Origin of the sequence: Sphingomonas olei (genome assembly GCF_045369765.1) — a bacterium.
Lineage (GTDB): Bacteria > Pseudomonadota > Alphaproteobacteria > Sphingomonadales > Sphingomonadaceae > Sphingomonas > Sphingomonas panaciterrae.
The window spans coordinates 1-12263 of the sequence record NZ_JBIQEU010000035.1 but is presented as its reverse complement, the minus strand read 5'-3'; the positions used below and the strand labels follow the sequence as shown (position 1 = coordinate 12263).

Annotated in this window: 9 protein-coding genes; 2 read left to right on the top strand and 7 right to left on the bottom strand. The window is 58.3% G+C overall.

The window, feature by feature from the left end:
- Positions 1 to 254: 254 nt before the first annotated feature.
- The 7 genes from ACH0BU_RS17210 to ACH0BU_RS17180 all read right to left on the bottom strand — a co-directional run bounded on the left by ACH0BU_RS17210 (position 255) and on the right by ACH0BU_RS17180 (position 8532).
- Positions 255 to 1124 carry a P-loop NTPase family protein gene (locus tag ACH0BU_RS17210; RefSeq protein WP_500264394.1) on the bottom strand — a complete coding sequence of 290 codons (870 nt, stop codon included), beginning with the start codon at positions 1122 to 1124 and terminating at the stop codon, positions 255 to 257.
- The gene (locus ACH0BU_RS17205) at positions 1121 to 2491 is read right to left on the bottom strand and encodes a GNVR domain-containing protein (protein WP_082102616.1); all 1371 of its coding nucleotides are present in this window, start codon (positions 2489 to 2491) and stop codon (positions 1121 to 1123) included. The genes ACH0BU_RS17210 and ACH0BU_RS17205 overlap by 4 nt, the downstream gene beginning before the upstream one ends.
- Positions 2491 to 3780, bottom strand: coding sequence for an ATP-binding protein (locus tag ACH0BU_RS17200; protein ID WP_082102617.1), 1290 nt, complete (start codon positions 3778 to 3780; stop codon positions 2491 to 2493). The genes ACH0BU_RS17205 and ACH0BU_RS17200 overlap by 1 nt, the downstream gene beginning before the upstream one ends.
- A gap of 76 nt (positions 3781 to 3856) precedes the next feature.
- Entirely contained in the window at positions 3857 to 4933 is a 1077-nt protein-coding gene (locus ACH0BU_RS17195) for a glycoside hydrolase family 5 protein (RefSeq protein WP_046406743.1), read from the bottom strand.
- A gap of 5 nt (positions 4934 to 4938) precedes the next feature.
- The gene (locus ACH0BU_RS17190; protein WP_046406732.1) at positions 4939 to 6240 is read right to left on the bottom strand and encodes a hypothetical protein; all 1302 of its coding nucleotides are present in this window, start codon (positions 6238 to 6240) and stop codon (positions 4939 to 4941) included.
- A complete protein-coding gene (locus ACH0BU_RS17185; RefSeq protein ID WP_500264393.1) occupies positions 6237 to 7328 on the bottom strand; it encodes a glycosyltransferase family 4 protein in 1092 nt (363 codons plus the stop codon). The genes ACH0BU_RS17190 and ACH0BU_RS17185 overlap by 4 nt, the downstream gene beginning before the upstream one ends.
- 448 nt (positions 7329 to 7776) lie before the next feature.
- Positions 7777 to 8532, bottom strand: coding sequence for a glycosyltransferase family 25 protein (locus ACH0BU_RS17180; RefSeq protein WP_052742345.1), 756 nt, complete (start codon positions 8530 to 8532; stop codon positions 7777 to 7779).
- A gap of 560 nt (positions 8533 to 9092) precedes the next feature.
- Between ACH0BU_RS17180 and ACH0BU_RS17175 the strand changes: the two genes are divergently transcribed.
- Together ACH0BU_RS17175 and ACH0BU_RS17170 are read left to right on the top strand one after the other, a co-directional pair.
- Positions 9093 to 10022, top strand: coding sequence for a glycosyltransferase family 2 protein (locus ACH0BU_RS17175; protein ID WP_500264392.1), 930 nt, complete (start codon positions 9093 to 9095; stop codon positions 10020 to 10022).
- 54 nt (positions 10023 to 10076) lie between these two features.
- Positions 10077 to 11540 carry an oligosaccharide flippase family protein gene (locus ACH0BU_RS17170; RefSeq protein WP_500264391.1) on the top strand — a complete coding sequence of 488 codons (1464 nt, stop codon included), beginning with the start codon at positions 10077 to 10079 and terminating at the stop codon, positions 11538 to 11540.
- Positions 11541 to 12263: the final 723 nt, after the last annotated feature.

The following is a 12263-nucleotide window of genomic DNA, read 5'->3' as shown; positions in this document are numbered from 1 at the left end:
CGCCCGCGCCCTCGTCAAAGACGATAAGCATCCCGGCTACGGCCAAACGGGCAAGGCGGCCCTCACGCCACGCTTACATCTGTTCCTCGTTGAACCCGGTCTCTTCACGTCCGGCTCGTCACAAGCGAGGACTCTAGCTCAGATTGACGGAGCTGCAGGGAGCACGCCACCCGGTACGACGCCAGCTGCAAAGCATGCAAGCTAACCTGCCTGCCTCACGTCAACCGGCTCCACCAGCCCTCAGGTGCAAACACCTAGTCGATCAGCACCGTACCCAGTACGGCTTGGCTATTGGCTTCAAGCTGCTCGGTCACGACCTGCAGGTCACGCGTACGAGACACATTGCGTCGAAGGAACAGAATTGAGGCGTCGAGACCAGTCGCAGCAGCCAGAGCGTTTGGGCCGCAACCCGCGTCGACAAGCAACAGGTCGAAGTCTTCGACAAAAAGCTCGATTGTCGTCGCTAGTCGTTGCCGGTCGAGTAACTCCGGTGCGTTCGGCACAGGAGGGCCGCTTGTAAGTAGTGAAAGACCCACAATAGCCGTTGATTGAACCAGGCCGCCTTGTCCGCCGTTTGATAGCAAAGTCGCTAACCCCGCTCGGTTGCCGGCCCGGAACAACGTATGCTGGTGCGGTTGATCGAGCTCGGCATCAACCAATAGCGTGGGGACACCGGTCTGGGCGCAGGCAACCGCGACATTGCCCGCAAGGACGGGCAGTTCGGCAGCTGCGTCGAGGCCAAGCAGGGCAACGGTTCGCACTGGTTTACCGTCTTGGCGCGTGGCTGCCGTGATGATCCCACGGAGGCTTCGCGCTGTCCGCGCGAGAACATCCTCCGGATCAAAGGCAGTAACGATCAAGGGATCAACCCGTTGGTCGTCTTGCCTGAGAATGGAGAAGCCCTGCTGCTGCTCGATGGCACGCTGGACCTGTTCGGTTGTGACGAAGCCCAGTTCCACCGTTGTTTCGCCAAATAGGTGACCTGTTTCTGCCTGACGCTGGACGACCCTCTCGCGCTGAACATCGTCCAGGCCCAGCAATTCTCCAAGTGGGCGGCGCTCACGCAGACTATCGGAAGATCGATCGGCGGCGATTGCATCTGATGCGCTCGAACGAATTCTCACTGCGCAGTTCCCCCGAGCAATGCGCCGGCGCGCGATTTTGAAAGGTTGACTGCCGCCAGCACAGGTACGCCAGCTATGCCCGCAGTACCTTGGGCAGTTCGCACGCGCGGACGCCACATCTCCATCGCCAGCGCGGCGCCAATCGCCAGGAGCACTCCCAAAAAGCTCCCCAGCAGAAGGCGCAGCGGGATGTTCGGCTTGGCAGGAAACAAGGGGACAGTAGCGGAGTCGAGCTGGCGAACGTTAGTCTCGGGCGCAACGCTCTGCAGGCGCATGGTTTCGAGGCGCGCCGTTACGGCGTCATATGCTGTACGAGCAGAATCTACATCACGCTGGAGCTCATCGAGCTCTGCACGATCGCCCGCTAAGCTCAACATTCGTCCGCGCTGGGCATTCAGTTTTTGGCGCAGCTCTGCTTCCTTACTGCTGGCAGCACCGCTGGCGATTTGAATGGATCGTGTGGTACTTCCGATCTCACCTGCGAGCCTAGAGCGCAGCGCCGCAAGTTCCGCTTCCGCTGCGGCCCGGTCGGGATGGTTGGGCCCCAGGGAGGTGCTGATCTGGCTGATCTGGGCTGACTTGGCGGCGATCTGCGCCCTAAGTCCCTGTACAACGCCTGATGTCTGCACGTCGGGCGATTGGGATGCGTTGCCGCCGCTGCGCGCGCGGAGGTCCGCGGCCGCGGCCTCGGCCGAGGTGAGCTGGCTCGATAGCTCCCCTAGGCGAGAAGCCTCGGCATCGGCAGCGCCGCTGTCAACAATACCCGTCCGCCGCTTGAAGGCCGTGAGCTTGGCTTGTGCCTTCTCCAGATTACCCCGAACTTCTCGCGTGCGGTCCTGAAACCAGCGTGAATAGGTACGGGCCGGGTCAGTGCGCATTTTGAGGCGCGTGTCGATGTATGAAGAGGCAAAACCGTTGGACATCAGGGCAGCGAACTGCGGGTCCGGCGAGGTGTAATGGATTGCGAGGACGCGTGAGCCTTTCTCAGGCGCGATGGTGACGTTGCCAAGAAGTTGATGACCGTACCACATGTTAACGTCGCCCGTAGCGTTAGTGGCAGCTTGCCAGCGCGCCAACACAGCCGGTGTCACAAGGTTAAGACTTCTTACGACTTCCCCGGCAACGGCATCACTTCGAATCACGTCCGCTTGTGTCGTCAGCAGTGCAACAAGATTATCCTGTCCAGTTTGTGTACCCTGAACCGGATCTACTGACGGCTCATCGAACAATATGGTAGAGGATGCCACATAGATACGAGGTGACACGGCGGTCCAAAGCAAGATCGCCCCAAGAACCAAAATGAATACCAGCAATTCTAGTCGCCAGCGCATGCGAAGTGCAGCGGCGAGATCGGCAAGTGGCAGCATCAATAGCCTTCCCGAGCGAACGGCTTCGCGGTACCGGAATCGGCACCTTCCATCAGAATAACATACGCGATGAGAAATTGCGGTGCGACGCTATCCTGGAACACAAGCGAGCTTGTATCACTCCCATCAGGCGCGAGCGCCCCAGCAAGAAGTTCGTGCGTAACATCGTTATCGGCGGGTAAGCGGTCCGCCAGCGCTGCCGCGCGCGCTACCCGTTCGAGTTCAGGCCGCAGTGCAGGATCTTCGACTAAAGTAACAAAGCGACGTGCGTCGTCAACGTTCATCGACGCCCATTGCCGTAAGGCTGACCGGAGCCCTGCGCGCGCGTCGATTTGTTCTACGCTTGTTGATCCGCGGGTCAAAGAACTGATCGCCGAGTGATGGCAGAACATCCGCACGTGAAAGGGAGACCCGCAAGACACTCTGGCTATGACGTGCCGCGCTCCAGCTTCGAAGGTCAGCCCAGTAGCGATTTCCCCCGCATCAATGAGAGCTTCCACACTCGTCGATTCGATTCGCCCGATCGCCACAACGTGCATGTGTCGCCGAAGTGAAGGATGACCACGGACGACATCCGCCACATCACGTGCAATACCAACCAGCATGAACAAGACCGATGATAATGAATCGGCCAGAAGCTTCATAGCGGCGGCGACCTCTGCCTTCACCGCCGGATCCGTTACCCTATCGAACTCGTCAAAAATGAAGAGCGTTGGCCTAGTAACGCGCTCCGAGACCAGTTCCACCATGTCTCGGGGACCAAATTCATTTGGAAGCGCATCTAGCTCGTGACGGAAACTCGAACGCTCGTTTAGCGCTATTGCTCCGGCGGGAAGTGCCTGCAAATAGGGTCGAACCAGATCAGCGAAAGACATCTGCGGCTCACAGGCGAGATAAATGACCACGGCTCCGCGTTGATCGGCATAGTCGCCGAATACGCGTACCAACGAGGTCTTTCCCGATCCGCGTGCACCATGCACGATGGCGTGCTGACCCAAATCGAGCGTCGCCGACAGCAATTCGTAGAGCTGTTCTTCGCGTCCGAATAATTCGTTACGTTTTCGCACCGGATGCGCCGAATCGAAAGTTCGGAGGATCTTGGCACGATCCAAAGTTGGCTCAGCCCGCTCAACAATGTCGATCCGGTCAGCTACCTGCGGTGCGGACGGCAGTGCTACAGTCGCGTCAAGAAGGAGCGGCGGAGCCGGGGCGAGCTTGCGCGGAGCCGGCGCTCCTTCAAGCCGCCGGCCAAGTCTGACCAACCATTCTCGAATACTAAATTTTGCCATGTGCCTCCGCCCCCAACCTCCTAGGGCATCGTCCCGCAGCGCACAACAGCCGCAGCCATCGGTCCAAAGACCCCCTTCAACGGGATAAGTAGGGCATCAGAACCTGCATTTGCGGCTTGGGACCACCCGCATCGGGCTGGATGCTGAGCGGATAATGGTTCCACCGGGCGCCCCCGGCCCAATAGGTCCAGCCGAGCCACACATCACGTCCGTCATCAAGTAGGCTCACCATGGTTTCGAGTGCAACGAGGCAATCGGAGGTTGGAGGCGCGCCGAATTCGCCTAAAAAGCCACGGGCGTGGTGCTCACGCAACCACTCCGTGGCAGATGCAAGGCGAGTTGCAACCTGCTCGGGCGAGATGCACGCGTCGCTAGTGCCCGTGGAATGCGCATCAAGATACTGATGCATCTCAAACGCCATGTTTCTCACAGGATCGCGCAGGCTGCTCATGCGGGCCGCATTGGAGCGCTCGCCACCTTTGGTCCAGCTATGCGCCCCCGTCCAATTGGAGCCGGGCACGAGCACTAAATTGCGGGCGCCAGTGATGCGAATTGCTGACAGTGTCTCCTGAGCGATATCGCGCCAGAGCGCGCCGTCAATGCCATTCGGCTCATTCATCAAGCCAAAGGCAATTCGGCTATCGTTGCGATAATGCTTCGCCAAGCGGGTCCAAAAATCGACCAGCAAGGCTCCTGGCGCATTGCCCGTGCCAAGTTTGACACCCTTGTAGTTGGCGTAATTATGTAGATCGAGGATCACGAGTTTGAAGCCGCGCAGCGCCTCGAGTGAAGCGTTCAGGTGAGCCAATTCGCCTGTATCCAACGGCGCCATCGGCGTCGGCTGAAGCCGCTCCCAACGAAACGGCAGTCGCACCGCGGTCATACCGGCGGCCAAGAAGGGCGAGGCTGCGGCTCCATCGGGATACGCATAATCGCGCCCGTGCACGGCAGGGAGCATTTCCGTTCGGAATTCACCGCCCGCCAAGTTAACTCCCATATACCGCTCGGGCAGCGCGGGACGGGAATGGGGGTGGGGCGAGTTCGGATTGAGGATGGATGTCTGCTGGATCAGCGCTGCCAATACCGCGGTCGCCACGCCCGCGAGCGGAAGCAGGAGGAGTAGCGCCTGCCAGCACCGCTGATTTGTGCGCATCACCTTCAAGCCCGCGAATGCTCGGACGCCAACACCCCGCCTTTGGTCCGCACGCAACCGATTAGCACCCACAGCAAAGCAGCTGTCTTGATCGACAAGATACTGGTTGCGCTGACAAGGAGCTGCCCAAGAAAGTAAAATGTCAGCCCCCAACCGAGCCGTCGTGAGGGTGCATCATCCATGCGTGGCATCAGATTCACGAACAGCCATAGGATGATCATGCCGAAGATCGTGGTGGTTCCGATCCAATAGGTATAACCTGCGTCGCGTTGGGCAAGGGAACGAAGCGCGTCACCGCCCAGATAGAAAGACAAGTCCGCTTCACGGAACTCGCGCCCGGCGAAGGCGATGCGCCCTTGCAGGTCGTCCCCAATTGCGTCAATATCTCGAATAATAAACACGAGCGCGCCCGCTACGATCGCCAGACTGCCCAATGGCAAGGTAATCCGAGGCAGTAGAGGAAAAATACCGTAGCCGATTAAAGTCAGAAGGACGAGCAGTGAGCCGAAGCGGGAGTTCGCTGTAACCAAGATCAGGACTACCGTCGCAATCTCGACAAAGAGGAGCCCGCGGGGCAGTTCACGCCCGCGCACCGCAAGGTACATGGCTGCGACACACGCAAAGTTGGCGTTAGAGACCTGCTCGAGAAAAATAGAGGAAGCGCGTGGTCCGTCGAAAAGGCCGAAACCAAACCGTCCCTCATAGCTTGTCGCCGTGTTGAACAACCCGGTGTTGTTGAACTCCGACGCCTCGATACCACGCGTAGCTGCGAAGAACTTCGCGGGTGAGAAGATCGTAACGTAAGCGTCTAACCAGAAGACCTCGAGCAGCAGAACGATCAAAACGAATATGGTAACGGTTGCAAACAAGCGATCTAGCACGGGATAGCTCATACGCTGACCAACCAGTACGAAGAGTCCGATGATCGCGCTCGCGCGCAGCGTCTCCACCATAGGCCGTCCGACGATCATAGATACGACCAAGGCACCTACCACGAAGCTGTAGACAAACAGGAGTGCGGGTACGTCTTCGCGGGAGAGGCCGCTCCGGAAGCATACGACTATGCACCCGCCTAATAGCAGCAGTTCTATCACTACGACCAAAGCAGTGGAGCCTGGAAAACCGCGGGCAATCAAAATTGCTAAGACTGTCGAATAGCAGGTTGCCGCAAGCGGCAGCAGGAATAAGGCGCGTTGGAGCTTCCCGCCCGAGAGGCTCAGCGCGGCGCGCGGTTTCGCTAATGGAGCGACTTGTCGCGGAGAGCGGGTAAGGTCGTCGACAGATGCCATGTTCTTCGTGCCGATCATCCGTCGACGCAATCCGTAGAATGGAGAGGCACTCCAGCTATCGCGGCGCGATATTCGTGGGCGAAGCGTGCAGCCACCCCTGCCCAGCCGAATGCGGCAGCAGCGGCAACGTTCCTGTCGATTTCCCCTGGCGTGTTGCGGTGCCACGCAGTTAATGCAGCGGCAGATGCCGCCGGCGCCTCATAGTCTAAAATCAAGCCGCACCCGGTCCGTTCGACCAAACGCCGGAACGGCGCGATTGGGCTCAGCAACGGAGCCAGTCCCGCCGACAGACCCTCGACAACGCTGAGTCCGAACCCCTCATACTGCGAAGCCGAGGCGACGTAACTTGCTTGTCCGATGAGTGCGCGAATGGCCGTATCGTCTGGGCTGACATGGACATCTACCCGGTCAGCGACACCTTGTTCCACTGCCGCGACACGCAGATCGTCTGCAGACAGATCTGATGGCTGGCCGGCCACGATCAGGCGCCATGGCGCGCCCAGAGCCGCAACCAACCGGATCAGTGCGGGAACATTCTTATTCACGGAGAACCGACCGATGAAGATCATCGTTGGCTGGGGCGTGAGCGAGGCTGATCCACGCCATTTTTCGATGTTGACGCCGTTCTCGATCGCCACCGTCCGGTTTGGCGCAATGCGACGGAACATGGCGGCGTCGCTCTCACTGGACCCAAATATGCGGCGATAGCCGGTGGCCGACGCGCGCGTCACACTCGAGAACCAGATACGCTTGGTTCGCGACGCGAAGCTGGTGTGAAAGAAGCCGCCATGTGTGGAGGCGACCAGTGGGCGGCGATGCAGTGGCCGAGTGGCAACAAGGAAATCGAAGAAGAAGTCGATCCCGTGCACGTGTACCAAGTCGGCACCATTAAGTTCGCGCAACACCGCGGGGGCCAACGGGTATCGTGTAGAGCCGCGAAATGGGATGCGACGAATGGGAATGCCGAGATGTTCACCCGTCGGCGGCAGACGGTGGGCGAGATTTCCGAATGCGCGATCCAGCGTGACCACGGAGCAGCGGACCCCCTCTCGCTCCTGAAGGTGCACGGCGAGTTGGGCGACGGCATCTTCCAACCCGCCGATCATGGGGGCGAACTGTCGAACGATGTGGCGGACGTGCATGGACGATTAAAGCGCGCGTACGTAATGCGTAAGCCCGCGGTTCGCCCGCCCACTTCGCCGGAGCAACGCGCCAAGAAACGTGTGCACGGATTGCCTGAGCACCACCACGGTCAATCCCGTTCGCCCATCTGCAATGGCAACCAAGACCGATGCCGGCAGCGCGGCGTTGCAAACATTCCGGACACCTGCATCAGACGCATGCGCTCCCCGCCACTGCCTGGACGCTTTGTTCGACAGTAGCCCACAGGTCAACAGCCCATTCGACTGTATCGACCTCTAGAGGCAAATCGCGCCAGATCGAACCACTTTTGTCACGCGGCTGCGCGCCACCCTTTGAATAAGGCGAAGCATCCAAAAAGACCGCACTGCGGTATCGCCGCGCAGCGACGAATTCGGTACCCAGAAGGCTAGCTCAAGCGAACTCCACCGCCGTCTTGCCGCGCAACGCCGAGGTGATGCGTCGTCGCAGGGCTGATAGCCCGCGAAGCCGTTGGTTCACGGCGCCGGTTTCAATATCACTGCCAAAACCTTCTACCGTAGCCGCGTCGGCGCTGAACTTGTCCTGCACCGCCAGCGCGGGCACCACCTGATACGTCACGAATGAGCGGGCGAGCGGTGAGGACATGGGGTTGAACAAGAAGTCGTCAACCGGTGATTGGCTCGCCGGGTCGGACGCGATCAGCCGCGCAGCGGCATGCTTGGACAAAAGGTAGGCGCCAGCGCCCCAGGCAGCTGACCGGATGCGTCGGACGGAGCGGCCCGCCGCCGACGCCACGGGCCGGCCGAGCGCGAGCCACTGTCCCGTGGCCTCCAGCCGGATCACGTCAGCGTCATCCGGCATCCATCCGATGCCACCGAGCAGCTCCGGCAACTTTTCTGACACGTGCAGATCATCCTCCAGCACCAGGCCAAACGGCGCGTCTCCTGTCGCGATCCGCTGCCAGACGTCGAAGTGGCTGAGAAAGCAGCCAATCTGCCCGTCGCGCCAGCCACGCTTACCGTCGCGCGGGCGCGCCGCAACGAAGGTGGCGCGATCCGTCGACACCAGCTTAGCACCATCAACAGCGGCGATCCGGACAAAGGGCAACCCGAGCGCATCAAGGCGGCGAGCCACGAAAGCGAGCCGGTTGGCTGCCCGATCAAGGTTGATAAGGAAGATAGGGATCATGTACTTCTCTGACCGCAATCGGGTGACTACGCACCCAGGATAGCATTTCGTGAGGTCACGCAGTAGATGGCAAGGCAAATATACTGATTCTTCGGCTCATGATAATCAGGCCCGCTTCAAGGCTCTTAGTTTGTTCGCCATGGCAACGGGTCGAATGTTGCGGCGTCCGGGCTTATGAGGATCGACCAATGACCTATGAGAACAGTGTGACGCTGGGCATCAGCCAGCTCGCAAGCCGACGGACAATGCTTTCGTGAAATGGTTCAACGTCAGCCTTCGCGGCGAGTGCCTGAGCGTGCGATGGTTCCTGCCGCTGTCGGACGCCAAGCCCAAGCCCAAGATCGAGGTCTAACAGGAGGGGACTACAGCGAGAGCCGCCCTCAGACATCGCTAGGCTGGCTGATGCCGGTCGAATACGCCCCCTTGCGACCTTCAGAGCGCCCGATTGAACACGGAGAGCCCACCCTCAGGCCGGATAAAAACCGGAGCACTCAAATATGCCGTGGAACAGCGCCTGTTCTGAGTTTCACTGTTCGATGATCCTGTATACAGGAGGCAAAATGCCTGAAGTCGCTGTCGTTATACCGGCCTACAATGCCGCACCCTTTTTGCGCGAGACGGTGGCTAGCGTGTTGGTATCCAATTTCGTTACAACCGAAATCGTGATTGTCGACGACGGTTCTAAAGATGACACGGTGGCGGTCGCGCATCAGCTAGCGCGTGAGTATCCTGGGAAAATTCAAGTTATAGAACAAAAGAATGCGGGCGTTTCTGTTGCTCGGAACACAGGGTTTGCGCACACTTCTGCGCCTTCCGTCTGTTTTCTCGACGCCGACGACCGCTTGCGGCCGGACGCACTCGCCGCGCTCAGGGTCTTTCTCCATCAGGATCCGGATTGCATCGCTGCCTATGGCGACGTCGCCTATATCGATCAGGATTCCAAATCTCTGCCTTCCCGCGCGAAGAAGTCGCCGAAGCCGAGCGGCAATCTTCTGGCATCCATCCTCCAAGGAAATCTTGTCGATACACCCGGCGCGGTGCTGTTTCGTTCAGCTGCGGTAAGACGCGCCCACGGGTTCAAAGCCGGCCTGCGCCGCAGCCAAGATTGGGAATTCTATGTCAGGATGGCGCAGCAGGGTACGATCGCCGCATGCGATCGGATCGTGATTGATTATAGGCTGCATTCCAAAAGCCTCAGTCATGAGAGTTCGACGGCAGATACATTCGAAGAGGCGCTATCGCTCGCCTTTTCCAGTGTTCGCAACGCGGGCGCGCTTCCGAAAGACTTATTGGATCGGCTTGAGGCACGACGTCGGGCAAGTACGTTGAGACTGATCGCCATACGCTCCCACTCCTTGTCCGCGACAACCCTAACCGCCATGCTTCGCCTGTGCCTTTCCTCCCGCCTCGACGTTCGCGTGCTACAAATGACGGTAAGAACCGTGATTTCAGCGATGAAAATGGGCTTGGTCGCCAAGATGCGCGCTTAAAGGTAGAGAACTTTGCGCAGCCCTTTACCGAGAAGTTCATAGCCGCCGATCGTCATGCGCATTCTAAGAAAATTACCTCTGCTAAGCAGCCGCAGCGCTGCTGGGGCAATATGGTCCCTGCTCGATGGGGTCGTGGCTCAGGCGTTGAGCCTGATCGTTTTTATTGCGAACACGCATTTTCTTCCACCGAGTGCATTTGGTGCTCTGGCGACCTCGATTGTTTTAATAGAGATGATCCGTCAGCTCGTGTTTCTACCGGTTGCCAGCTCAATAAACTCGCAGAAGAGTGTTCGAGATAGTGACTATACCGTCGCGTTCGCCACAAACATAGCTGCCTCGGTAGCTACCGGCTTAATATTAGTCGCCTTCTCTCGACATCTTGATTTAGTTTTCCCTGGCGCAGAGCTGTCGATACTTGTTCCGTTCATGGTAACATCGACCGTGATACTTGGCTTATCCACAGTATACGAAGCTATCTTGGTGCGGAAGCTCGAGTTTCGCAGCTTAGCGGTTCGGTCAATCATTTCGATTGCCATCGGTGGCGCTAGCGGCCTGTACCTGGCGATGAACGGCTACGGTATATGGAGCCTTGTATGGCAACAACTCTTGCAGCAAGGCCTTTCACTTGTAACAATTATGATTCTTGCAAATTGGCGTCCGAGTCTTGCGTTTGATCGCAAGGATTTTATACGTATTGTACGGTTTGCTGCTCATGTTAGCCTTAATAGTCTGATTGGATTCATCGGATACCAGGCCGACACAATGGCAGTTGCTTACTTCCTAGGACCGCGCAGCACTGGCCTGTTCAACTCAGCAAAGCGTATAGGTACGGCACTCAATCAGGTTGTACTCAAGCCCCTAGAACGGGTTGCCCTTCCTACTCTCGTTCAGTTCAGCGGTGATCCCGGTAAGTTGAGAAGCGCGTATCTACGCGCCCTACGGATCACAGCGCTTGGCACAGCACCAGTCTTCCTCGGCGTAGCCCTCATCTCCGATGACATCGTCGACTTACTACTTGGCACGGAGTGGGGCGGTGTCGCACCCGTTCTAAGCGCACTCGCAATCAGCTTCTTCGGCTCTACGGTTATGCAGTACAACTCAGCTGTCATTATGGTGTCGCGACAGCCAAAACTACAATCTATTGTTAATTTGGCATTTGTTTTCGTGAGCCTTGTATTAATTCTGGTTTCTGTTCGATATGGGATTATTGGGGTGGCATTCGCTGTCGTAATCAGATCATTCTTGATATTGCCGGTCCAGACGTTTTTAGTTAGCAGGATCATAAAGTGCTCGTTGCGAGATGTTCTTTTGGCTCTTGTACCAGCAGTCTCGGCGAGCACGGTAATGGGCGTAGGTATCTTTTTGTTGTCTTGGAAGGTCTCGTTCTCCAGCCTTATTATCGGAATGTCGGTGAAAATCGGCCTTGGCTTTGCTATTTATGCGGGGACGTTACTCTTAATATTCAGAGATGAGGTTTTTAGTCTGGCAAGTGGCGGTAGCAAGCTGCCTCTGCGTTAGGTGTTTGAGCGGTTTGATGGTGTGATCCTTTGAGTGGAACGGAAGGAAACGCCAGATTTGTTACGGGAGCGGCACGGCCGCGCACACCGTCCGAGCAGCAGTACAGTGATCGCAAGCTTCGCTCTCGCCGTTAAGTCGGCAGTTGGGGATCAACCTTAGAACGTTGTGGAAGTGGCGCAAGCGCACGACGATGGACGATCTGAAGACCGGCCCGAAGGGGCCTTCATTCAACAACGCTGACCAAGGCCGAGGAGGCGATGATTGTCGCGTTCCGGCACCGCACGCTGCTGCCGTTGGACAACTTCACACCCTGAGGCCATCGATCCCGCACCTGCCCCGCTCAGCGCTGCACCGCTATCTCCGACGGCGCAACATCTCCGTCTACCGGATGTGGGCGGGACGCCAGCTTCAAGCGCTGTCCCACTCGGCTTCTTCCACATGAATATCGCGAAGATGCAGACTGCCAAGGCAAGCTCTGCCTGTTCGTCGGAATCGCACCAGCAAGTTTGCCGTAACTAGCTGGTCGACAAGGCCCGACAGCCGATCGGCTGGCAATCGACGTGGATCAAGGCATCGAGGGTGAGCAGGTAGTCGAGGTGATGACGCGGATCTCATCTATCCGCGGCGCACCCAAGACCATCCGTGTGGACAACGTCCTATGTCGGGAAGCAGCGGCGGGTTTTGGCCAGCAGATATCCAAGCGCCGACAACCATCGGCGCGGC

Coding starts and splice junctions, on each gene's coding strand:
- ACH0BU_RS17190 (WP_046406732.1), bottom strand. CDS start 6,240: ATGATCGGCACGAAGAACATGGCATCTGTCGACGACCTTACCCGCTCT.
- ACH0BU_RS17205 (WP_082102616.1), bottom strand. CDS start 2,491: ATGCTGCCACTTGCCGATCTCGCCGCTGCACTTCGCATGCGCTGGCGA.
- ACH0BU_RS17185 (WP_500264393.1), bottom strand. CDS start 7,328: ATGATCGGCGGGTTGGAAGATGCCGTCGCCCAACTCGCCGTGCACCTT.
- ACH0BU_RS17175 (WP_500264392.1), top strand. CDS start 9,093: ATGCCTGAAGTCGCTGTCGTTATACCGGCCTACAATGCCGCACCCTTT.
- ACH0BU_RS17200 (WP_082102617.1), bottom strand. CDS start 3,780: ATGGCAAAATTTAGTATTCGAGAATGGTTGGTCAGACTTGGCCGGCGG.
- ACH0BU_RS17195 (WP_046406743.1), bottom strand. CDS start 4,933: ATGCGCACAAATCAGCGGTGCTGGCAGGCGCTACTCCTCCTGCTTCCG.
- ACH0BU_RS17170 (WP_500264391.1), top strand. CDS start 10,077: ATGCGCATTCTAAGAAAATTACCTCTGCTAAGCAGCCGCAGCGCTGCT.
- ACH0BU_RS17180 (WP_052742345.1), bottom strand. CDS start 8,532: ATGATCCCTATCTTCCTTATCAACCTTGATCGGGCAGCCAACCGGCTC.